The following is a 22,826-nucleotide window of genomic DNA, read 5'->3' as shown; positions in this document are numbered from 1 at the left end:
TGAGTGCAGGAGTCCGGATTAAGGCTCTCACCTGCTCTTTTGGCTGACCATCGCGGGACTCATCCCTCCTCACCCCCACCACGGTGGCCCTCACCCGCCTGCCCGTGCAGCTACGGCTGCTCCGGAGCCGGGACGGGGCTGTTGGCCAACGGGTCACCGGCTGGCACTACGACGTAGTCCTCGCCTCCCTCGCTTGGCCGCCGGGCGACTAGTACTCCAGCAGGATTTTGATGTCTGACCTGTGGGTTTCGCTGGGTGGCTGGAGTGTAGCGGGCTGCGGTTGGTCAGGTGCGGTCTTCGTCGGGCCGTCCATCGATCGTGCGACAGCGCCGCAAGTAGTGGCAGCGGCGGGGCAGCTTCCCCAGGTGATCAGCGCGCGTGTTGGCGAGCAGTGGAACCTGGACCTGGACGACCTCTTCGTGACCGTTGGCCATCGGTTTGGTCGAGTGGAGCTACGCCGTCGCATGCGCGACTACGTACGCGGCCTCCTCGCCCCGGTGGCCCGGAAGAACAGCTGGCAACTGGCTGAGCAGGCAGGCCACACAACCCCCGACGGGCTGCAGCACCTACTCGCCGGAGCGAAGTGGAACCCCGACGACATCCGCGATGACCTGCAGGAATACGTCGCTGACAAGCTCGGCGAGAGCGATGGCGTCCTCATCATCGACGACACCGGGTTCATCAAGAAGGGCATCACATCCGCCGGGGTCCAACGCCAATACTCCGGAACCGCCGGCCGCACCGAGAACTGCCAGATCGGCGTCTTCGCCGCCTACGCCACCGCCTTGGGCCGGGCCCTGGTAGTAGTCGGGGGTTCAGGAAGCAACCGGCGAGAATAATCATGGTCGGTCGAGGGACGACCTCGTGGCCGCCTGTTCGTCGTGCTCGCGCAACTTGAAGTCGTTCTGCCGGTCGGGGTCGAGACCGAGATCGTGCGCGTCCCGACATAAAAGGTGTGTCGGGACGCGCACGTGCGCTTCACCCGACCATGTATGGGATCATGGAGAAAAAGACGGCTTAGTATGACCTCTCGGGGAAAAAGACGGCTTGCGAGGGGTCCCCCGACTCGCCCATGTTCACCTTGAACGTCATGGCTCTGGTGTTCGCGAGGCCCGCGACGGTCGACGTGCCGACGGTGACCAGAGCGTAGGCGTGGGCGAGTTCGGTGAGTGCCTTGGAAGCCTGCCCGGGATACTTGTCCGCGACCAACTCAGCTTCCTTACCGATGGCCTTGAGCAGGCTCTCGCGAGCGTCGGCGGCGCCGGGCGCCTCCGGGACCTGGATCGTTACGGGGATCTGCTTCACGCCTTCGTCGGCGGGGATGTCACTGGGCTCGCTGCCGGTCATGGGGGCTCCTTGATTCGACTGTTCACCTGAGTCCGCTGCGGGGCGAGCATGGCCACAGGAATACTGAAGTCTTCCCGCTCACACGGACTTGCCTTGAAGATCATCCCGGACAGGGCTGCGGTCCTCATGCTCGATCGACATATTGGCCGGTTCCGACCAACTGTTGACGCGGAACAACTCCCGACCATCGGGATCGTGTCCTACCCCTCGGCCCGGAGCCCCGCTGGCGACCACGCCTGCTCACCAGCCACATGGCGTGATCTTGTCCTTGCTGACCTGTGGTGATCGCGGAATGCTGACCGTCGACAACACTGTGCGTACCCCCGGGAGACACCGTGACCGCCCATTCCCCCACAGGTGGCGGACAGTCCGCCACCGCCGCCAGGAGCGCTCAATCCTCGGCGGTCTCGGCCACGCCTGCGGTCGCCGAGACCCGCGACAAACTACTGCGCGCCATCGGTGCCGAAGCCCAGCACCTCGCCCAGTCCCCGGGACAGGCATCCGCAGCATTGCAACGCCTCGCCCACGCATACGCACTGACCACCGCATCCAACCTGGTCCTCGACCTCGGCGGCGGCACGTTCGACGTAAGCAGCCTGGACTTCAATACCCTGCCCGGAGGTCCCGGGCTCAGTGAGGCCGACGGAGCCAACTTCCTCGGCATCCCCGACCCGCTCTGACCACCGTCACCCGCGCGTCGCCCAACGGGCGCCGCACCCTGCCCGCAGCGGGCGCCGCGGGCAGGGTGCGCTCCGGTGCGCCCGAGCGCCAGGCACCCACCCCAACCACAACACCGGCCGGCGACGACAGCCCAAGCCCTCGCCGCCCCCGGCGCGGCCAGGGGCCAGGGGCAGGCAGACCGTGCCTGGTTACCGGGCGCAGCTCACCACAGGGAGATATCGCGGCCGGCTGTCCGGCGGCCGCGACGGCCGGCGTGGTGACGGAGCGGGAACGGGCTGCCGCCGGGTAGACCCTCACCCTGGACACGGGCGTTGCCTTCGCGGACGGTGGCATCGTCACCGAGCCGGGGACGTGGTCCCCGTGAGCGAGCTCGAGGCCCACCTTGAGAGGTAGCGGGCCGTGCGGGGGTGGCTGGGCTGGCAGCAGCAGCAGCCGGTCGGGCTAGGACCTGTCCGGGCGATCAAGCGCGGTGCGGTATTGGGGGTTGGGGAGCATCCGAACGAAGACCGGCCCTAAGCCCTGGCAGGGCCCGAGGGCCCGCAGGTGAAGTGATCCTTGGACCGGGCGGAGGAGATCGCCGCCGAGCGCGTCGATAATCCGGCCAAGTGGTGGCTAGTTCTCGACAAGTGGATCAAGGGCCACTCCAGGACTGCACTCTCGGCCATAGCCTGACTACAACCCGTCAGACCAAAGCCGAAGAGGTCCCCATGACCAGCAGTGAGACAGAGTCCAACTCCGTCACCGCCGACGAAGGCGTGCAGCAAATCCCCGCCGTAATCCAGGTCCAGGCGTCGCCTGCCGCGACGGAGGCCCGTGACGCCCTGTTGGCGGCCATTGGTGCCGAAGCCCAGCTCGTCGTCGAGAAGTCCGCCGGGCAGGCGTCTGCGGCGTTGGTGGAGCTCGCCCGCGCCTACGCCCTGGTGGCCACCGACAGCGCGGCGGCCCTCGCGCCTGCCTTCCACGCACGCGCCGGGGCAGCGAGCCACGGCATCAACCTCGTTGCTCACGTCCCCACCAACGGGTTCTACGTCGTGCCCACCGACTCGGATCTCGTTAACGCGGACCAGAACATGAGCTTCCAGCCGTCGACCGGGCCGGCGGCCCGCCGAGTCGAGGCGAACGTCGAAGCCAAAGCTAAGTAGGGAAGCACCGGGCCCCTTGGCACCGGTCCCCTCTCGCCGCAGACGTCGAGGCCGCATCAAGCGGTCCGGCTGCTTTCGCGACTGCTGCGTATTTGAGTCGTTGATGTGGACATGGGGCGCGGTGATCTGAGTGATGCCGAGTGGGAACGGCTGCGGCCGTTCCTACCCGTCAGCAACAGGCGTTCTGGCAGGTGGCGGGACCACCGTCAGGTGATCGACGGCATCTTGCATCGAGTACGGACCGGGGTGCCGTGGCGTGATCTGCCCGAACGGTTCGGTCCGTGGAAGACGGTCTATGAACGGCATCGGCTCTGGTCGGCCAACGGCATGTGGGAGCGTCTGCTCCAGCAGGTCCAGGCAGCGGCCGACGGCGCGGGTGAGATCGACTGGGACGTCTCGGTGGACTCGACGATCGTCCGTGCGCATCAACATGCGGCCGGAGCCCGTACCGATCCACCGATGGACCCCACCTCCACAGGGGGCGAAATCGCCAGAACGCGAGGTCGCGTGGCAGAGCCTGCTCGGCCGCCTGATGGAGGTGGAGCGGGAGGTGAGGGCCTGGGGCGCTCGCGGGGTGGGTTCACCACAAAACTCCACCTGAGCGCGGACGGACGCTGCCGCCCGCTGTCCCTGATCGTCACGCCGGGGCAGCGAGCCGACTGCTCGCAGTTCCAGACCGTGCTGGAAGATCCGTGTCCCGAGAGTCGGGCCGGGCCGACCCCGTAAGACACCTGACAGCGTCATGGCCGACAAGGCCTACAGCAACAGACCGTGCCGGGACTATCTGCGGCGCCGGGGCATACCGCACACCATTCCAGAGAAGATCGATAGCCAGGCCGCTCGCTCACGCAGAGGCTCACGAGGCGGACGGCCGCCGGGCTTCGACCAGGAGCGGTACAAGAAGCGCAACACCGTCGAACGGGCGATCAACCGCCTGAAGCAGCACCGGGCCGTCGCCACCAGGTATGACAAGCGTGGCTTCGTCTTCCTCGGCACTGCGACAGCGGCGGCTCTAGCCATCTGGCTGCGAACTTGATCGCCCGGACAGGTCCTAGCCGCTCCGGTCCGGGCCGGGGCCGGCGGCCACAATCACGGTGCGCGCGGGATGACCTGTGCGCGGCGATCGGATGAGGGAGTTCGGATGAGCAGGCGGCTGGACGCGCGCTGGGCATGGCCGATGGCACTGGTGATCGCGGCTGGACTGGGCCCGTCGGCGGCGGCCTCCACCACCGGGGCCGCCCGAGCCGCCACGTGCGGGGCCAGTTGGTCGGACTGGGTGACCAGCGCCAGGGGCAAGATCACCAAGGACGAGAGGCCGTTCGTCGGGGTGAAAGTCAGCCAGGAGCAGGGCAACGGACTCACCGCCGGTCGAGTGCCGCGGTACCTGGCCGTGTTCTCCCAGGACAAGGGACTTCATCTGCTCGCAGCCCCCGCTAAGGGCGAGGACTTCAAGGGGAAGGCCACGCTTTCCATGACGGGCACCGATGTCAAGGGCCGGGGCTTGCGGTGGGAGACCCCCAGCGGCGCCGTCGGCAGGTTTGTGGACCCGTGGTGCGCGAAGGGCTCGACCCGCGTGACCGGCGGCACCTATCTCTTCAGCAACGGCAAAGCATTCGGCACCAACACCGCGCAGGCGGAGGGCTACCTCACCCGCAAGTAGCCCCGCACAGTGCAGGACAGCAACCGTCACCATGCCAGCGGCATGGGCGCGCTCCCCCGTACCCGGCCGAGCACAGTCACCGCGAACCGTCGTGGCCCCCATCCAGGCCGGCTGCGGACCGGATGGAGGTCAGCGGCGCGCGTCTCCAGGGGCGAGCAGGCTGGTCAGCTCCGCGATCGCCTCAGGCGATGGCTTGAAGTAGCGGCGGACGTTCTCCGGCTTCTTGTGCCGGGACTTGGCCATCAGTATCAGCAGGGAGGCGCCCTGCTCGCCGAGGTGGGTAAGGGCGCAATGGCGGTACTCGTGCAGGTCCCAGCCGGTTCCCGGTCCGCGCACCGCGGTGTGCTGGTCCAGCAGGGCGCGGGCCTGGCCGTAGGACAGACGGGCTAGGCCGGTGTCCGGGCACACGTCGCGCGGGCTGAGGACCTTGCCCGGCCCGGGACGGCGGTGGGTGACGAACACCGGCCCCCGGCTCCTGCCGCGCAGCAGGCGCGGCAGGAGCCGGGCGGTGCCGGCGTCCCAGTACACGGTCTCCAGCACGAAGTCCTCGCGGGCCTGGCCCCGCCGGCGGGTCTTGCTCCGGGCACCCTTGGCTTTCACGGCCTTGGGGACCAGCGGAACAGCCATTAGCGTTAAGCACTTGATCTTGTTCCCTGGGTCGCTGAGGTGAGGACGCCCTACCGCATCTCGGCGTTCGGGTGGGGCTGGGACTGGAGCCGATCGCGCAGGTCGATCTCCTCAGCGGTGAGCGGCTCCCCGGGCTGGCGGATACGGGCGGGCTTGGGCCGCAGCGGCAATCCGTCATCCACGGTGGCGCCCTCGGCTTCGGCCAGCGCCCGGTAGAGCGAGGCGACCGAGGGGTTCTTGCCCGCGTTCTTCCCGGTCTTGATGGTGAGCTTCTTGGCGATCTCGGGGACGGGGACGCCCTTGTCCTTGAGCGCGATGGCGAAGGTGAGCATGTCGTCGTCGATGACCTTCGGCCGTCCGCCGTGGTTGCCCTTGGACGCGGCGATGACCTGGCCTTCGAGGGTCTTCTCCCGGATGTAGTTACGCTCGATCTGCCCGGCGACGGCGAGCACGGCGAAGAACATCGCGCCCATGCCGTTGGGGTCGTAAATCCCGGTGAGCGGCCCGGTGAGAAGTTCAAGCTGGATGTCCCCGGCCTGGAGCTCGGCGGACAGCGTCATCAGCTCGGCGGCGTTCCTCGCGAGGCGCTTGAGCTCGTGCACCGTGAGGATGACGGGCGTCTCGGGGGCGGCCTCCTTGAACTGGTGGGCCAGGGCGAGCGCCTTTTCCAGCTCGGGCCGGATCTTCACCCGGGTGCTGATCTGCTCCTTGAAGACCTTGTGGCATTCCGCCCGGTGAAGCGCTTCGAGCTGGCTCGCCAGCTCCTGGCGGGCGGTCGAGGTCCTCGCGTACCCGATCCGGACCGGCCGCCCGGTCCGGGGTGCGGGCACGATCACGAGTGCCGGGCCCTGCTTCCACGCGCGGCCGGGGTGGCGGTCGGCGGGGACGAGGACTTCGAGTTCCTCGCGGAGCGCGGGGACGAGGACGAAGCGGGGGGTGTGGTACTTCGCGGCGGTCTTCCCCCCGCGGGTGCGGCAGGCGGAGCCGGCGGGCGCGTCACAGTTCGGGCAGCCGTGACGTTCTACCGCCAATGCGGCCCGATCGGGCGTGAGATCCATGCGGGAAGTCTCTCAGAAGTGCCTCGCACAACGCGTCGATTTCGAGAGGGCTTTTGCGAGTGCCGACCTGCGGAAACGTGATCACTCCCGGCCCGTTCGCAGAACTCGCACAGATGACCATTTCTGCGAGTGACGCACCGTCACGGGCATCACGTCCGGCGATACGGATCTTCCGTGCAGGTGTTCGAGTGGCGGCCGATCAGCGGATGGGTGCCTCCCTCGGCGGGAGGAGCTCGACCCTCGGGACCAGGTCGACCCCGGGCGGTAGCGGCACGTGCTGCGGGGTGGTCGTGGCCGTCTGCCGTGGCTTTGACCACCCCGCAGGCCTCTCAGGGCATGGCACGGCTTCATGTGCCTGTCGCAGCGGGCTGATCAGGATCTGCTGCTTAGCGCTAGTGGGTGTACCGATGGTCCCCCACGCCCGGACGCTCAGCGCCCGTGTGCTTGTGGGCCCGTATGAACCAAGCCGAGCTGGTTGCCGCCCCCGTCGTAGCGGAACGTCCGGGCGAAACCGGGCTTCACGTCGTCATCTGCGGCAGAGCCACCCGTCACCAGGACGTATGCGCGGGCGAGTTCGACCAACGCCGAAGACGCCTGGCCGGGGTTGGCGGCCGGGACATGCTCCGCTTCGCGGCCGATGGCGGCAAGCAGTTTGTCGCGGGCTTCGGCGGCCGCGGGCGACTCAGTCACCTGGACCACCGCCGGAATCTGTTGGATTCCCTCTTGGCGGCCGTCATGGTGGGTTCTGTTTCGCTGTCGCTCACGAGTGCTCCTCGGGTTGGAATCGGTGCGGCGGTCGCCGACATGATTCGCTCCCAAGATCATTCACGGCTTACGGACCGGGTGTGAACGTCCGGCGCGGTTTGGCCGGAACCGGCCGATCGATGGCGCCGAACGGGGCCTCAATCCGCGTTTCACCCCGGATGGCCGAGGACGACCGGGTGGACCACGGAACCCACGCGCTGACCTGCGGATCGTTCCTTAGCGTTGTTTCTTCGGCGAGAACTACTGGGATCCCAGTGGCTGCTCGGGGGGCGGTCACTTGACCGCTCCCCGAGCACGTCTCCCGGCGCGTCTTCCTGAAACGGGGCCCTACCTGAGGCGACGTGAGGCGACCGTGCTCCGGCAAGGACCTGGTGAAGACCTGATTGATCTACCGGTTCTACTCGGCCTGCTCCGGCGTGCTCGCTTCGGCGGCGAGGCGTGCTTCGTCCTCGGCGGTGTCGGTGCCGGCGGCGCGTGCGCCGTAGCCGCGGTGGACGACCAGGAGCTGGTCGCGGGTGCCGTTCGGGTCGCGGTAGGCGATCACGGCGGGTCCGGCGCCGCTGGTGTGGTCGGGGAACTTGGTGTCGCCGCTCCAGGAGGAGCCGTTGTAGTAGGACCACCACAGGTGCTGGTCACCGCCGCCGTAGCCGCGGTGGACGCAGTACAGCTTGTTGTCGTACACGGTCAGGCCCGGGCCTTCCAGGCTGTTGTGGGCGGGGAGTTTGGTGTCCGCGCTCCAGTTGACGCCGTCCACGGTGGTGGTGTGGTAGAGGATGGTGTCGCTGCCGCCGCCCCGGTGGAGGCAGTGCAGCTTGTCGCCGTAGACGGCCAGGGCGGGGTTCGAGGCAGTGGAGTGGCTGCCGAGAGGGGTGTCGTTGCTCCAGCGGGTGCCGTCGAAGGTGGACCACCAGAGCCGGCCGTCGCTGCCACCGCCGCGGTGTACCAGGTACAGCTTGTTCTTGAAGACGGCCAGCGCGGGCCCCACCGAACTGCCGTGTGCCGGCAGCGGAGTGTCCGCGCTCCAGCGGGTGCCGTCGAAGGTGGAGTGCCACAGCCGCTCATCGCCCGCGACACCGCGGTGCACGCAGTGCAGCTTGCCGTTGAAGACGGCCAGCGCGGGGCCGTGGGAGCTGGAGTGCCCCGGGAAGACCTGGTCCTCGCTCCAGCCGCTCTGCGCGTCGTAGACCGCCCACCACAGCTGGGCGTCGCCACCGCCGGCGTCGCTGCCGCGGTGCGCGAGGTACAGACGGCCGTTGAAGGCAGCCAGGGCCGGGTTGGATCCGCTGTAGTGGGCGGCGAACTTCTCGTCCGGGCTCCACCCCGGGCCGGGCTCGTACACCGTCCACCACAGCTTGGGGTCACCCACGACCCCGCCCCTGCTGCTGGGGATGAGCAGGCTCGGAGCGAACCACGGGGAGCTGCACTTGACGCCGGTGGGCCCGTTGACGGCCTTGATCCACATCGAGTGGAGCTTCATCACGGCGGCCAGCGCCCTGCCGATCTTGGGGATCGTGCCTTCGATGATGTCGCCGACGCGGTCGACGACATCCGAGAAGTCAGCGGCCGTGGCTTCGTTCATGTGGACCTGGAAGCCCCACCACTTCGTCTCCACCCAAACGTCACCGCCCCGCGCCTGCAGCTCCACGCGGGCCTTCGCGGCCAGCTCCTGGGCCTCGACCGACGGTGCGGCCATCCCTTCGGGAAGGCCGGAATTGGTGTCGCTCTCGACGTCCGTCATGCATTCACCCCTGTCCGTTGCACGGCACCCGGCTCACGGCCGGAGGGCAGCACAAGGGCGGCCCCCGGCGCGAGCGACGCACCGTGTCCTGGGCGTGCGGAGACTCCCTCCCACGCACGGCCAACCTAGAACGCATAGTGCCCATCTGGCTGCACAAGGTGACAAAATGGCCGGTTTCCACAGCACGACCCCGACGGATCAGCACACAGACATGACCCAGGGGCACTACGGCGGGGCGACACTGCCTCCCCAGCCTTCGCGCATGGGCTCAGCCGCCCCGTATGCCGGGCTCACACGTCCTGGCCGTCGTCATCATCGTCGAGATCGACTGCTTCCGGATCACGCAGCGGGCGCAGGCCGTCGACCGGCTGGGAGGCACTGAAGCTGTAGCGGCCCAGGACGTTCAGATTCTTGTGCTTGAGCGGGGAGAGCCACGCCACGTCCTCGCCCGGGATCTCGTGCCCCTCGGCGCGGAGCTGGGCGACGGGCTGCCGAACGCCGCAGAAGGGCGCGGCCCTGAGGGTGGGCAGGCCCGCAAAGTCGGGGCAGGCAGGGCCGTTACCCCCTGGGGCGGATGTCGTTGCCCGGTTGTTGAGCGGGGAGGCGTTGACCGGCCTCCCCAGCGTTCGCGGTGACTTCTCCGGGCAGCACGGCCACGCTCCGGCTCAACGAACGAGCCGCGCCCCTGGACCGGCGCTGCTCCCTCGGCCCGGCAACGCCTGCTTTGAGAATGGAAACCCAGATGGCTGACACCTCGAACCCCCATGCGCCCACCCGACCTTCCCGCCCTGGTTGGCGTGGCCGTTTCACCGCCAAGGCGGCAGTCGTCGCCGTGGCCCTGCTCGGGCTGACCGGCCCCACCGCCCTCACCGGGCCCGCCCACGCCGAGCCCCAGACGTGGACGCAGGTGGACTCGATCAGCCCTGCCAGCGGCCCGGCGGCCGGCGGCGGCACCTTCACCATCACAGGGACCGACCTGTACGGCAACGACCCCAAGGCAACCCTGATCGACTTCAACGGTCACCTCGCCACCAACGTGAACTGCACCAAGACCTCCTGCACCGGCACCGTCCCCGCGGGCAACCCGAACGCCACGATCAACCAGTCGGTCAACCTCATGGTGGCCATCGACACCGACAACGGCGCGTGGAGCATGACCAACGTCTACTACACCTACGTCGCACCCCCCAGGGTCACCGGCCTCAGCCCGAACAACGGCCCCGTGGCCGGGGGCAACATGGTCACCATCACCGGCACCAACCTCACCGGCGCCAACCAGGTCACCTTCGGCACCAAGTACGTCGCCAACGGCTCCTGCTCCTCCGACACCACCTGCACCATGCAGGCCCCCGCCGGAACCGTGGGCATCGTCGACGTCAAGGTGCGCACCGCCAACGGCGGGTGGAGCACCCCCACACCCGCGAGCCGCTACGCCTACGGAGTGCCGACCGTCACCGCGCTGAGCCCGAACAGCGGCCCCACCGCGGGCGGCAACAAGGTCACCCTCACCGGCACCAACCTGGCCGGCGCCACCTCCGTCACCTTCGGACCCGGACGCAAGGCCACCGCCGTGACCTGCACGGCCACCAGCTGCACCGTGACCGCCCCGGCCGCCCCCTACTCCAAGGTCTACGTCCAGGTCACCACCGCCGCGGGCACCAGCGCGACCAACAACGACCAGAACCTCTACCTGTACCAGTGACCCCGCACCCCGCCAGCCGTCCCTGATCAGGCCCCCGAGAGAATCCGCCCCGGGGTGATGCCACCTCGGGGCGCGGGACCGCCTCCGCCCGGTGCCGCCACGCACCACCCTTCACCGAGGGCACCTCCACCCCTGCGGCATCAGGTTCAACTCCGCGGCGGGACAGCCCACTTGGTTGTCGGCCAGCCGGTCCGTACCACCGGGTAGGGCCTCGCGGCGGTCGGGTACCGGCGAAATCCGGTCAAGGGCCCAGGTACCGGTGCGCGGGCGGTGGTGCCGCTGGGATATTCGGCTTCGACCCTCCCCGGGGGCCCGCTGTCAGGGCTGCCCGGGTGGGACCGATGGCTGTCGCGGCCGGCGGGGACGCCGCCGCGGCGGTGAACGACGTACGGGCCCAGACCCTGGTGGCAGAGCGCCACCGGGGCGGGCGTGTGCGGGTTCCACCGCACCGCCACCGGTTCCCTGGGGCCCTTCCGGTTCCCGCCGCCGCGGCGCGGGACTTTCCGGAGGGAACATCTCGATGTCCTTGACCCTGCCCACCCGACCCGCTCCCACCGGATGGGCGCGCCGTGTGGTGGCTCTGACCGCGACCACCGCACTCGCCGCGGCCGGCCTGGTCGCCGCCGTCGCGCCGGCCGCGCACGCGCTCCAGCCCGGTCACACCACCGCCTACGTCACCAGCCAGCTGGGCCAGGCCGTCCTGGCCGTCGACACCACCACCGGCACCACCACCGCGTCGATCCCCGTCGGCGGCTACGCCCAGGACGTAGCGGTCAACCCGGCCGGGACCACCGCGTACGCGGCCGCCGCCTTCCCGAACACCGTCGCCGTCATCGACACCGCCACCGCCGCGGTCACCGCCACGGTCCCGCTCCCCGGGATCCCCACCGCGATCGCCGTGAACAACGCCGGCACCGCCGTCTACGTCGCCGACACCTCCGCGCACGCCGTCGAGGTCATCGACACCGCCACCAACAGCATCACCGCCAGCGTGCCGGTGGCGGGCAACCACACGAGCCTGGCCCTCAACCCCGCCGGGACCACCGCCTACGTCACCACGTTCAACCCCAACGCCCTGACCGTGATCGACACCGCCACCGCGACGGTGACCGCCACCGTGCCGCTCGACGGCACCCCCTACGGCGCGGCCGTCAACCCGGCGGGCACCGCCGTCTACGCCGCCATCGGCAGCGGCACGACCATCGCCAGAATCGACACCGCCACCAACACCCTCACCGCCAGCATCACCGCCGACAACCCCATCAGCCTGACGATCAGCCCCGACGGCGGCACCCTCTACGCCAGCAGCCCGCGCAACCACGGCGTCCACGTCATCGACACCGCCACCAACACCGCCACCACCTTCGTCGGCGGCCTCGGCAACATCCAGGACGTCCAGGTCAACTCCACCGGCACCACCGTCTACGCGGTGGACCCGGTCAACCCCAGCGGGACGGTGCCCGGAAACCTCTACGCCATCGACACCGCCACCCACACCGTCACCACCGCCGCCACCGGCCTCAACAGCCCCACCCGCCTCTCCCTGCACACCACCCCCGCACCCGAGATCACCACCATCAGCCCCGCCTCCGGCCCGACCTCCGGCGGCACCGCCGTCACGATCACCGGCACGGACCTCACCGGCACCGCCGGTGTCTCCTTCGGCGGAACCCCGGCCACGTCGTTCACGGTCAACTCCGCGACGTCCATCACCGCGACCGCCCCCGCGCACGCGGCCGGCACCGTCGACATCACCGTCACCACCCCCGGCGGCACCAGCACCACCACCCCCGCCAGCCGGTACACCTACCTGCTTCCCCCCGCCGACATCGCCGTCGACGTCACCGCGCAGCCGCATCTGGGCATCCTGGTGCCCTACCTCACCTACACCCTGACGGCGAACAACTCCGGCCCCGGGGCGGCCGGTTCGGCCACCGTCACCGCGGCCCTGCCCCCGGGGGCCAGCGCCACCAACCTGTCGGCCGGGTGCACCACCGCGACCGGCACGGTGACCTGCACCTACGGGACCATCGCCAACGGAGCGAACGCGGCCAAGACCTTCCGCGTGCCACTCAGCCTGCTCTCGCTCGGCCACGTATCGGTCACCGCGACCCGCACCGCCTCCGCACCCACCGACCCCAACGCGGCCAACGACACTGACACCGCCACCTGCACCGTCATCTCCATCCTCCTCGTCACCTGCCCCTGACCCGACCGGACACCAAGGCGGCGCCCTTCCCCGGAGGAAGGGCGCCAGTCCTGTTCGCGCAAGCCTCCGGCTCGGGCCGGGGGTTCAGTCCCCGCGAAGCCCCGGACAGCGGCCGGTCCGGGGCCTCGCCACGCCCTCGCTCCCAGACCGCACCGCCCTGCGGCGCGGCGCATAGGTGTGGCCTTTCCTCATCACACGACCCAACGCCCCGGGGGCCGCCCGCGAACGCGGGCGGCCCCCGGGCGTTGCTCTGGCGGGGGCCTCAGCGGCTGGTGGTGCCGCGTATCGCGGGCCCGGTAGTGGAGCCAGCGGCCGCGCGGTCACCGGAGATGGTTCCCACGACCATGCCGCCGAGGACGGCTGGTCCGCCGACGTCTCGCACACAGACGGCCTTGCTGCCGTCGGCGGGGCCCGATCAACCCGTCGTCCAGCAGGTCGCCGACAGCTCGACCGGCCGTACCTCTTCAACCGCCGCGACAGAGACAGCCATGTCGCGCATCAAGTGTTCTTCCTTGGTCCGGAGTTACACCGAAGACCGCAGGCTTTACGGATTCGGCGGGCGCTCCGGGAAGCCTGCCGGGCCGCCGCTGATCCCTATGAGGGCTCCGGTTGAGGCGGAACGGGCAGGGGCGTACGGGCGGGGCAGGGGCGCATGGCGGGCGTGTAAGGGCTGTGGACCTCTGGAGTGACCAGCGGGTGCGGTGTGCGCCTGCGTGCTTCCCGGGACGACTGTTTCTCCGTCCTGGGGACTTGGGTAGGTTCCCGCCACGAGGTTGCCCCTTCAAGCGCTGGATGTGATGGTTGTTGGCTCTCCTGCCTGCTCTCCGCTGCCCTGCCCGTGTTCAGGCCGCTTCGCTGTCCGCCGCCGAGGCGGGCGGTAGACCGGTGTATGCCCGGGGCTGGGGCCGGAACCGGCCTTGACGGTTTCCCAGGCCTCCACGGCCGCACTCACGCTGGACCTGCCCGGCATCCGCCAAGATGTTGACGCGGTGCTGGAGGAGTTCCTGCGGCACAAAGTCACCGCTGCGGTGGACTCACGCCTGCCTGACGAGGTGCCCCGGGCACTGGGTGACTTCGTCTTCGCCAGTGGGAAGCGGTTGCGCCCGCTGCTGTGTGTGATCGGCTGGCACACCGCGCAGGATTACGACGCCCCCGCGACGGTGATCCGTGCTGCGGCCGCGCTGGAGATGTTCCATACCTTCGCCCTGATCCACGACGACCTCATGGACCGTTCCGACACGCGCCGGGGTCGGCCGACCGTCCACCGTGCCCTGGCCGACCGTCATCGCGCCTCAGGTGCCCCCGGTGACAGCGACCGCGTGGGCACCGGCGCAGCCATCCTGGTCGGTGACCTGGCCTTGGCCTGGTCAGACGAACTCCTGCACACAGCCCGTCTGTCCCCCAGCCGGCTTGCGGCCGTGCTCCCGGTCATCGACACGATGCGCACCGAGCTGATGTACGGCCAGTACCTAGATCTCGTCACCGCTGGACAGTTCACCGCGGATGTCGGAGCGGCGCTACGTGTGGTCCGTTTGAAGACCGCCAAATACACCTGTGAGCGCCCTCTGCACATCGGTGCGCTGCTCGGTGGCGCGGGTCCGGCTGTCCTGGCCGCCTGCACCGCTTTCGCGACGCCTCTGGGCGAGGCGTTCCAGTTGCGTGATGACCTGCTGGGCGCGTTCGGCAGTGTGGGCAGGACGGGGAAGTCCGCTTCGGACGACTTCCGCGGCGGCAAGCAGACCGTTCTGGTCGCGCTTGCCCTCCAGCGCGCCGATGCCTCTCAGCGGCGCATGCTGCAAAAGCTGATCGGCAACCCGGACTTGGACGACGACGGTGCGGCCGATGTTCGCGAGATCCTCACCGCCACCGGAGCCCGCCAGGAAGTCGAGCAGATGATCCGTGTCCGCTTCGAGCAAGCCCTGCAGGCCCTGGACAAGGCGCCGTTCACGCCCTCCGCGACCGCGGCCCTGCGCAAGCTCGCCCACACCACCACGGACAGAACCACATGACGTCCCCGCTCCCGTCGACGACGCCAAAAATGCAGCCTTGCCCGGATCCTCACCACGGAGACCAGCGATGACGACAGCCGACGCACCGACGCAGACCAGCCGTTTCGATGCCCCCGCGGCAGCCGCCCAGCTAATCGCCGATCTCGTGGCCGCGCCTTGGGGCCGCCCCGCCCCCTCGCTGTACGAAACAGCGCGGCTGGTGAGTCTGGCGCCTTGGCTGGCCGGACACGAAAGGCGGCTGCAGCACCTTCTCGACACCCAGCAGGCGGACGGGAACTGGGGCCCCGCGGCATCGGAGGGCTTCGCTCTGGTGCCCACCCTCAGTGCGACCGAGGCCCTGCTGACCACCCTGCAGCGCGCACCCGGCGTAACCGGCGCCGACCGGGCGCGCGTGGCCGCGTGCGCCGCCCGGGGCCTTGAGGCACTCTTGCGCCAACTGAGCAGCATGCGCGCACCGCTGCCAGACACCCACGCGATCGAACTGGTCGTCCCCGCCCTCATCGAGGCGGTCAACATCCAGCTGGACAGGCTGCGCGACGCTCCGTCCTCGGCTGCACAAACCTGGCTGCCGTCGGGCCGTCTGTCTTTGCCGGCCGATGTCGACGCCAACGTTCTGGCCACGCTGCGTTCCCGGCTCCAGGCCGGCGGCGCGGTACCCGACAAGGCCCTGTACTCGCTGGAGAGCGCCGGCGACGCGGCCTGTGGAGCCCGGGGGGTGCGCCCGGTGGAACCCGGCACCGTGGGAGCCTCGCCGGCGGCCACCGCAGCATGGCTCGGCCCTGCCCCCACGCACGGTCCGGCCATCGCCTTCCTGGAGACAGTGGTGTCCGACTTCGGCGGCCTGGCGCCGGCGCCCGTTCCCATCGAGGTCTTCGAGCGTGCGGCGGTGCTGGGTGTCCTGGCCCGCGCGGGCTTGTACCCCCCGGTGCCCGATCACCTCGTGAAGGGCCTGGTGAACGCCCTGGGCCCTGACGGCGCCGCGGGCGGGGCCGGCCTTCCGGTCGACGGTGACACCACCTCCATCGTGCTGTTCACGCTGGCCCTGCTCGGAATCCCCCAGGACCCCGGATGTCTGTTCGGGTACGAGCAGGGCGATCACTTCTGCACCTGGCCGGGAGAACGCACCGCATCCCCGAGCACCAACGCCCATCAGCTGGAAGCACTGGGCCAGCACCTCGCCGCCGCTCGGCCGGGCCCGCCCGATGCCCACCGCTACCAGGCGGCCGTCACCAAGCTCTCGACCTGGATCTGTGAGCAGCAGCGGCCCGACGGCAGCTGGGACGACAAATGGCACGCCTCCCCCTACTACCCGGCCATGTGCTGCACCCTGGCCCTCGCCCACTACGGAACCGGCGCTGCGGCGACCGCCGTGGACAAGGCCTTGCAGTGGACGCTGTCCACCCAGCGCCCGGACGGCTCATGGGGCCGGTGGCAGGGAACCCTCGAAGAGACCGCCTACGCCCTGCTCACCCTCCAACTCACCCCCCGCACCGCCGGCCCGGCGATCGAGCACGCCGTCACCCGCGGAAGCGACTTCCTGCTCGCCCGCATCGCACACCCGGACGGGGCCGAGCTCTGGACCGGCAAGGACCTCTACCACCACCCCGCACTCGCACACGCCCCAGCCGTCGCAGCCCTGCACCTCGCCCAGCTGGCAGCTCGAGGCATCACACCGCCGCCGGGCGCCGCCGGGAACCGCTAGCCCCCTTGTGGCACCGGCCACAGGAAAGCAGGGGCGCGGGCGGGTATCGACGCGCTGATCTCTCACCCGCACCCGACGTCTCTTCCGAGGAAGTGCCCCATGGCGAAATCACCGGCAGCGTCAACGACCGGCAACAAGGGGGACGGCACCGGCAGTCCGGTCCCCAAGGCAGCCGGGGAACTGCCCCTGTTGGGCCATCTCGTGCCGCTGCTGCGCAACCCCTTGAAGTTCCTCGCCGGCCTGCCGGCACAGGGCGACGTCGTACAGGTCCGTCTCGGGCCGCTGCGAGCGCTGGTGGTCTGCGACCCGGATCTGACCAGCCATGTCCTGCGCAACGACAAGATCTTCGACAAGGGCGGACCGATCTTCGACCTGGGCCGGAAGGTCGTGGGAGACGCCCTGCTGACCTGTCCGCACAGTGAGCACCGCCGTCAGCGGCGCATGCTCCAGCCCGCCTTCCAGGCCCCCCGCCTCCCGGGCTACGCGCGGGCCACCACCGCGCGGGCCGCCGAGGCGACCGGATCCTGGCAGGACGGCCAGATCCTCGATGTACTCGCCGAAACACAGGCGCTCACCGCCAGGATCACGCTCGACACCATGTTCTCGGCCACGACGCCTCCCCATGTGCTGACCGAATCACTCAGCGACCTCAACACCATCATCAAAGCGCTCTCCGTGCAGATGGCGACACCACCGTTGCTGGCCCGGCTGCCCACCCCCGGCAACCGCCGCTACCAGCAGGCGTGGGTGCGCCTACGCCGCAACCTCCGGCACATCGTCACCGACCGCAGGGCCGCCGGCATCGACCACGGCGACCTGCTGTCGATGCTCCTCACCGCCCATGACCCCGACTCCGGTCCCGCCCAGCAGATGCTGACCGATACCGAGATCATCGATCAGATCGTCACGTTCTTCCTGGCCGCGACAGAGACGTCCGCATCCAGCCTGGCCTCGGCGCTGCACCTGCTGGGACAGCATCCCGACATCGAGAGGCGCCTGCACACCGAGGTCGATGCCGTCCTCGACGGCCGCCCGGCCACCCACGCCGACCTGCCCCGCCTGGAGCTGACCGGCCGCGTCATCACCGAGACCTTGCGCCTGTGGCCTCCCATCTGGGGCTCCACCCGCGTCTGCACGGCCGACACCCAGCTGGGCCGGCACCCGGTCCCCGTCGGCGCCACCATCCTGTACAGCCCTTATCTCATCCACCGCCGAGCCGACCTGTATCCGGACCCCGACCGGTTCGACCCCGACCGGTGGGCACCAGGCGCCCCCCATCCGCCTCGGCGCGAGGCGTTCCTCCCCTTCGGCGGCGGAGCCCGCAAGTGCATCGGCGACCGGTTCGCCGCCGCCTCGGCCACCCTCGCCCTGGCCACCATCACCAACCGCTGGCGCCTGCAGCCCCTCCCCGACCTGCGCGTCCGCCCCGCCATCGGCGGCCCCGCCCTGACCCCCCGCGGACTGAAGCTGCGGGCCACCACCCGCACCACGGCCCCCACCGCTTCTCTCCCTCCCCACGGGGAGGCAGAGCCCTCACACCCCGGCGAACAGCGACTTTGCCCCGAAGCAAAGGAGTGATACGCATTTCGGCAGTCTGCCGCTGGAACGCCGAACCGGAGCACGGCGCGTCCGGAAGATCGAATGGAGAGGGCCACAATTAACCGAGACTTTCGTCGCACGGCGCCGTCGGCATGGCGCCTGGACCGGGACCTCCCCGCCGACGTCGGCGCGGACACCGCCGCAAGCATGATCGAACTGCACGCCAGACTCACCGACGCCGTCCGCGACCTGCAGCCGCACTTCCGCCGCGACTTGCTCCTGGAATGCACCATGACCGCCGTATTCACGGCTCCGTGGATGAGACCTCGAGATCTGCTGCCCGCCGCGCGCCTGGCGTGCTGGATCGTGGTCGTCGACGACCACGCCGACACAGCGGAAGCCGACGCCGCGGAGGTCGACGCCACCTTCGACAGCTGCCGCAACGTGCTGAACGGCGCCGCCCCTGGGACCGGAAACCCCATCGCCGGCGCACTCGAGAGCATCCTCCACAGCCTCGCCCAACTGCCGTCGCACGACCTCCTCGACCCCCAGCTCCGCGCATCCCTCCACCGCATGCTCGACGCCATGTCCGTCGAGTACCAGGCCAGCCGTTGGCACGGTCAGGAGGCAAGCCTTCCTTTCGGCGCACAGGAGTACTTCAAGATCGCAGCGGACTCCATTGGCGTCCTGCCCCTCATGACCACGCTGTGGGCCGCCATGGACGCACCCGACCTCCCGAGGCACCTGCCCCTGCTCACCGACGCCGCACAGCACGCCAGCCTCGCCGTCCGCGTGGCCAACGACCTCGCCGGAACCGAACGCGAACACGGCGAAGGCAAAATCAACGCCCTCAGCCTCGGCTTCTCCCGCCCCCGACTCAACACCGAGCTCGCGAACGCGCAGCAGAACCTGAAAAAGATCTGCCAACCGCTGATCGACAACGGGAACGCGCCCGCCATCGCCCTCAACAGGTTCACCACCTGGACCGTACGGCTCTACCAACACCAAGACACCGTCCAGATGCCCGAAGGGAGCTGACCGACGAGGCCAGCTCGAGGCTCGCCCGCATGGCCTTCCACCACGCCTGGCTCCAGATCGAAGCCTCGAAGGTCGCCGAACCGTACACAGAGCCCTCGTCGCCGCCGCGCGCTCTGAGAGGGCGTCACAGATGCGCCTGGTACGCCGTCAACTTCCGCGACTTCGGCCTCCAGATGCCCACGGGCCGGCCCAGCACCTGACCACCAGCAGGCGGTTCCGTCCGCGCGGGCGAAGCCCGCAGCCCGTCCCCCGAAGACCTCGGCCCGATGGAAGCCTTCGTCGTGGCCCACCCCGATGACCCGGCCGCGACCTGATCGCCATTGATCTTGATGAACGCCCTGCGGACCGGCTGAGCCGGACTCGCCGATCATCTCCGCGTGGGCCGCGACCTGCGGCTCCGCGCCCCCTACTCCTCGGCGGCGACAGCAGGTGGACTGTCCTCCAAGCGCTGGCGGATGCTGGCCCGTCCTGCCTGACAGAGGAAGCGCCGTCCCTTCACCCCTCCAAGAAGGTCTGCCGGAGGCGTGCGGTCACCAGAACGCGCGCCTCACCTGCTACGTTGCCCAGTTGAGGTCAAGGTGATGCATTACGGACGTCGTAGGCGCGGGGTGGGGCAGTAGCGCTCGCCGCCTTCGAGTGCAACAGTTAGCCCGGGGGCGATCTCGGTGAACCCCGCGTCCTGGACCAGCGGCAGACCGCTCGCCACCAGCTCCGCCCAGGCTTGCGGGGTGGCCGTCCGGACCGCCAGCGCGAAGCCGGACTCCGCCCACTCCTTGCGCTGCGCGTCGTCCAGCCGCCACCAGGCGAGCTGGGCGGCGTGGCCGGTCTGGGCCATCGTCTTGCCGGCGCTCATCTCCAGCTCCGGGTTGAGCCAGAGCACCGGCAGGCCCGCCCCGGGCTCGGCGACCGGACCGCTCTCCTCCAGATCGGTGCCCGAGACCTGGAGCTTGGCGAGCTCCTTGGGCCAGCCGTCGAGCGGGACCGGCGGGAACACCCGCACCTCCGCCTCCCGGCCGGCCACCGTGATGCCCGGCAGCTCGCCCGCCCGGCGCCACTCGCCGCCCCGGGCGCGCCGGACGACCTTGCGGATCCGGGCGTCCTCCCAGGCCTCGACCCGCTCGGCCCACTCGCCGTCCGGCGCGGTGACCCGGGGGTCGGAGAGCAGGGTGAGCACGGCCCGCGCCGAGGTCTCCAGCGCGTCGGTCCGCCCGGGCGGGGTGGCCCGCTCCAGCCGGACGACCAGCGGCAGCACGTACTGCGGCCGGGCGTCGCGGTCCTCGGGAGCAGGGGCGGGGACGGGGGCGTCGAACGGAGAAGTCACCCGTCCAGCATGCCAGCCCGCACGCGGCGGTGATCACGCCAGGTCGGCCGGGACGCACCGCCGGGCCCGGGGCTCCCACCGGGGGCCGGCGGGCCGGTCAGCGCAGGCGCTGCCGCAACTCCTCGACGGCGGTCCGGATACCCGCGCTGTACGCGTCCTGCGGCAGCGCGTCGAGGCTCCGCACGGCGCGCTCCAACTGCTCGCGCGCCGGCTCGGGCTCGCCGAGCTTGAGGTGGTCGGAGGCCAGGTTGAGGTGCAGGGCCGGGTAGAACGCCCGGACCTGGAGGGCGGCCGCGTAGGTCTGCGCGCGCTCGGCGGTCAGCGAGTCGGCGGCGGCCAGGGCCCGGCGGTCCCACTCCAGCTCGGCGTGCGGATCGTCCTGCAGATCGGCCAGGTAGTGGGCGAGGACGCAGCGGTGGAAGACGTCGCCGCGTTCGCCGAGCTCGTGCCAGAGCCGCTCGAAGCTCTCCCGGGCCTGCGCCCGCCGCCCGCGCTGGGCGGCCTCGACGCCCTCCAGGCCCAGCGTGAGCCGCTCCAGCACGCGGTCGTCGGTACCGGCGGCGTCGTGGGCACCGGCATCGGCGGCTCCGGCGGCGGCTCCGAAGGCGCGGGCGCCGGAGACGGCGGTACCCAGGGCGGCGGCCGCACCGGCGTCGGCGAGGCCCGCGCCGGCGGCGGGCCCGTCAGGACTGTCGGACAAATCGGACATGCCCGCAGCCTAACCGGCCGCCGCGCACCCCGCCCCACCCGGCCGGGCCGCCCCGACCCGCGCCGTCAGCGCCGGTAGCCGCGCTGCGGATCCCGCTCCTCGGCGTCCTCGTACACCAGGAACCAGCCCTCCGGGTGGGTCGCCGCGAGCAGCAGTTCGGTGCGCTGCTCGGTGCTCAGCTCCGGATCGCCGTCGTCCGGCCCGAAGACGCCGAAGAGCTCGTCGTGGCAGCCGTCCCAGTCGTAGTCGTAGAGGTCGGCCGGCAGGTCGCCCATCATGTCGGCGACCGACTCCGGCTGCGCGCCGAGCAGCGTGCGGGCGTCCACCAGGGCCATCCGCAGCGCGATCTCCTCGGCCAGGTTCCGCGGCAGCGGCCACTCACCGAGCGCGAGGTCGTCGGCGAGGTCGTCGAAGGCGCGGGCCATCGCCCGGCGCCAGTTCCGGTGCTGGCGCCAGGTGCGCTGCGGCAGCCGGGCGAAGACCGTCCAGTCCGTCTCGTCGCCGTCGCCGACCGGCTCGTCCTCGTGCTCCTCCAGGTCGTCGTACGCGGCGTCGGCCAGGCCCAGCAGTTGGGCGTGGAGGAGGCAGGCCGTGCGCGGGGTCAGCGTCCAGTCGCCGGCCCCGCCGCCGCCGTCCTCGTCCTCGCCGCCGTCCAGCGGGAACAACTCGGCGAAATCCGGCGCGAAGTCCTCGGTCACGCTGATCTCCAGCGTGCCGCCGATCGCCTCGACACCGGCGATCGCGGCCACCAGCCGGTCCGGGTGCAGCAACGCGCCGAGCGCCGCGTTGGCGTCCTCGGACACCTCGCGCAGCAGCTCACGGCGCTGACCCGCCGGGTCGACGCCCGCGAAGTCCAGCTCCTCGACGGCCGCGATCGCGGCCGCCCGCAACGCCGGCCAGTCGGTGATCCGCAGGCCCAGCACCACCGTCGCCTCGATCTCCTGCGCGCCCGAGTCCTCCGCCGCGCCCGGCCCCTGTGGATGATCGCTTCGCTCGCCCATGGGGCTACGGTACGGCCTTTCCGCCGACCGATCACCGGTCCGTCCGGCATCTCGGCGCCTTCTCCGCCGGTTCCCGGCCATGCCTCTGCCCACCGGCGGTACGCAGCCCGCAGGATGGCCCCATGGCTAACATCGACGAATTCGGCGGCGGGCAGCGCCCGGACGCCCAGGTCCTGGTCGTGACCACCAACGACATCCCCGGCTTCCGGGTCGACCACGTCATCGGCGAGGTCTTCGGCCTGACGGTCCGCAGCCGGCACATCGGCAGCCAGATCGGCGCCTCCCTGAAGTCACTGGTCGGCGGCGAGCTGCGGGGTCTGACGAAGACCCTGGTAGAGAGCCGCAACGAGGCGATGGAGCGCCTGGTCGAGCAGACCAAGGCACGCGGTGGCAACGCGGTCCTGATGTTCCGGTTCGACGTGACGGAGGCGCTGGACGCGGGGACCGAGGTCTGCGCCTACGGCACCGCCGTGGTGATCTCCCCGCTCACCTGAGCCGGCCGCCCGAGCCCCTGGCCGCACCCACCGCCGGGTCCCGGCGTGAGGGTCCTCCCCCGCGCCGGGAACACTCCCCGCCCG

19 protein-coding genes and 2 pseudogenes are annotated in these 22,826 nt (G+C 70.3%); 12 read left to right on the top strand and 9 right to left on the bottom strand.

Annotation, left to right across the window (positions count from 1 at the left end; genetic code table 11):
* Positions 1-230 precede the first annotated feature (230 nt).
* Positions 231-839: a transposase gene (locus tag ACFWA9_RS13320; protein WP_380386488.1), complete on the top strand. Its 609-nt coding sequence runs from the start codon at positions 231-233 to the stop codon at positions 837-839.
* A 178-nt stretch (positions 840-1,017) separates the two neighbouring features.
* Here ACFWA9_RS13320 and ACFWA9_RS13315 read toward each other — a convergent pair whose 3' ends face one another.
* A complete protein-coding gene (locus ACFWA9_RS13315; protein WP_380386485.1) occupies positions 1,018-1,347 on the bottom strand; it encodes a hypothetical protein in 330 nt (109 codons plus the stop codon).
* A 335-nt stretch (positions 1,348-1,682) separates the two neighbouring features.
* On the opposite strand from ACFWA9_RS13315, the gene ACFWA9_RS13310 reads away from it, so the two are divergent.
* From ACFWA9_RS13310 to ACFWA9_RS13295, 4 genes are all read left to right on the top strand, one after another.
* The gene (locus tag ACFWA9_RS13310; RefSeq protein ID WP_380386482.1) at positions 1,683-2,027 is read left to right on the top strand and encodes a hypothetical protein; all 345 of its coding nucleotides are present in this window, start codon (positions 1,683-1,685) and stop codon (positions 2,025-2,027) included.
* A gap of 708 nt (positions 2,028-2,735) precedes the next feature.
* A complete protein-coding gene (locus ACFWA9_RS13305; RefSeq protein ID WP_380386479.1) occupies positions 2,736-3,170 on the top strand; it encodes a hypothetical protein in 435 nt (144 codons plus the stop codon).
* 111 nt (positions 3,171-3,281) lie between these two features.
* Positions 3,282-4,206 (top strand): IS5 family transposase gene (locus ACFWA9_RS13300; protein ID WP_380386522.1). Its coding sequence is split into 2 segments (ribosomal slippage): positions 3,282-3,856 and positions 3,855-4,206, totalling 927 coding nucleotides; the frame shifts between segments, so codons are not numbered across the junction.
* Between the two features lie 105 nt (positions 4,207-4,311).
* Positions 4,312-4,830 carry a hypothetical protein gene (locus tag ACFWA9_RS13295; RefSeq protein ID WP_380386476.1) on the top strand — a complete coding sequence of 173 codons (519 nt, stop codon included), beginning with the start codon at positions 4,312-4,314 and terminating at the stop codon, positions 4,828-4,830.
* A 129-nt stretch (positions 4,831-4,959) separates the two neighbouring features.
* Here ACFWA9_RS13295 and ACFWA9_RS13290 read toward each other — a convergent pair.
* The 5 genes and pseudogenes from ACFWA9_RS13290 to ACFWA9_RS13270 form a co-directional block, all read right to left on the bottom strand.
* Positions 4,960-5,430: pseudogene (locus ACFWA9_RS13290) on the bottom strand (site-specific integrase); the annotation flags it as partial.
* Positions 5,431-5,507: 77 nt separating this feature from the next.
* Positions 5,508-6,515, bottom strand: a complete 1,008-nt coding sequence (locus tag ACFWA9_RS13285; protein ID WP_380386473.1) for a recombinase family protein — start codon at positions 6,513-6,515, stop codon at positions 5,508-5,510.
* A 429-nt stretch (positions 6,516-6,944) separates the two neighbouring features.
* Entirely contained in the window at positions 6,945-7,214 is a 270-nt protein-coding gene (locus ACFWA9_RS13280; protein WP_380386470.1) for a hypothetical protein, read from the bottom strand.
* 463 nt (positions 7,215-7,677) lie between these two features.
* Positions 7,678-9,018, bottom strand: coding sequence for a hypothetical protein (locus tag ACFWA9_RS13275; RefSeq protein ID WP_380386467.1), 1,341 nt, complete (start codon positions 9,016-9,018; stop codon positions 7,678-7,680).
* Positions 9,019-9,308: 290 nt separating this feature from the next.
* Positions 9,309-9,503: pseudogene (locus ACFWA9_RS13270) on the bottom strand (hypothetical protein); the annotation flags it as partial.
* A gap of 257 nt (positions 9,504-9,760) precedes the next feature.
* On the opposite strand from ACFWA9_RS13270, the gene ACFWA9_RS13265 reads away from it, so the two are divergent.
* The 6 genes from ACFWA9_RS13265 to ACFWA9_RS13240 all read left to right on the top strand — a co-directional run bounded on the left by ACFWA9_RS13265 (position 9,761) and on the right by ACFWA9_RS13240 (position 19,217).
* Positions 9,761-10,720, top strand: coding sequence for an IPT/TIG domain-containing protein (locus ACFWA9_RS13265; RefSeq protein ID WP_380386465.1), 960 nt, complete (start codon positions 9,761-9,763; stop codon positions 10,718-10,720).
* Positions 10,721-11,240: 520 nt separating this feature from the next.
* A complete protein-coding gene (locus ACFWA9_RS13260) occupies positions 11,241-12,929 on the top strand; it encodes an IPT/TIG domain-containing protein (RefSeq protein WP_380386462.1) in 1,689 nt (562 codons plus the stop codon).
* Between the two features lie 917 nt (positions 12,930-13,846).
* Entirely contained in the window at positions 13,847-14,938 is a 1,092-nt protein-coding gene (locus ACFWA9_RS13255; protein WP_380386459.1) for a polyprenyl synthetase family protein, read from the top strand.
* A gap of 67 nt (positions 14,939-15,005) precedes the next feature.
* Entirely contained in the window at positions 15,006-16,640 is a 1,635-nt protein-coding gene (locus ACFWA9_RS13250) for a prenyltransferase/squalene oxidase repeat-containing protein (RefSeq protein ID WP_380386456.1), read from the top strand.
* A 99-nt stretch (positions 16,641-16,739) separates the two neighbouring features.
* Positions 16,740-18,218 carry a cytochrome P450 gene (locus ACFWA9_RS13245; RefSeq protein ID WP_380386453.1) on the top strand — a complete coding sequence of 493 codons (1,479 nt, stop codon included), beginning with the start codon at positions 16,740-16,742 and terminating at the stop codon, positions 18,216-18,218.
* Positions 18,219-18,386: 168 nt separating this feature from the next.
* On the top strand, positions 18,387-19,217 hold the full coding sequence (locus tag ACFWA9_RS13240) for a terpene synthase family protein (protein WP_380386450.1): 831 nt from the start codon (positions 18,387-18,389) through the stop codon (positions 19,215-19,217).
* 586 nt (positions 19,218-19,803) lie between these two features.
* Here the strand turns inward: ACFWA9_RS13240 and ACFWA9_RS13235 are convergent.
* The 3 genes from ACFWA9_RS13235 to ACFWA9_RS13225 all read right to left on the bottom strand — a co-directional run bounded on the left by ACFWA9_RS13235 (position 19,804) and on the right by ACFWA9_RS13225 (position 22,248).
* Complete coding sequence (locus ACFWA9_RS13235) at positions 19,804-20,538, bottom strand: peptidyl-tRNA hydrolase (protein WP_380386447.1); 735 nt, start codon at positions 20,536-20,538, stop codon at positions 19,804-19,806.
* Between the two features lie 97 nt (positions 20,539-20,635).
* Positions 20,636-21,247, bottom strand: a complete 612-nt coding sequence (locus ACFWA9_RS13230) for a hypothetical protein (RefSeq protein WP_380386445.1) — start codon at positions 21,245-21,247, stop codon at positions 20,636-20,638.
* Between the two features lie 65 nt (positions 21,248-21,312).
* Positions 21,313-22,248 carry a hypothetical protein gene (locus ACFWA9_RS13225; protein ID WP_329490499.1) on the bottom strand — a complete coding sequence of 312 codons (936 nt, stop codon included), beginning with the start codon at positions 22,246-22,248 and terminating at the stop codon, positions 21,313-21,315.
* Between the two features lie 122 nt (positions 22,249-22,370).
* On the opposite strand from ACFWA9_RS13225, the gene ACFWA9_RS13220 reads away from it, so the two are divergent.
* Positions 22,371-22,742, top strand: a complete 372-nt coding sequence (locus ACFWA9_RS13220) for a YbjQ family protein (protein WP_329490498.1) — start codon at positions 22,371-22,373, stop codon at positions 22,740-22,742.
* Positions 22,743-22,826: the final 84 nt, after the last annotated feature.

The organism is Kitasatospora sp. NPDC059973 (genome assembly GCF_042737525.1).
In the GTDB taxonomy this organism is placed as follows: Bacteria; Actinomycetota; Actinomycetes; order Streptomycetales; family Streptomycetaceae; genus Kitasatospora.
This window is presented reverse-complemented; position numbering and strand designations above follow the sequence as displayed.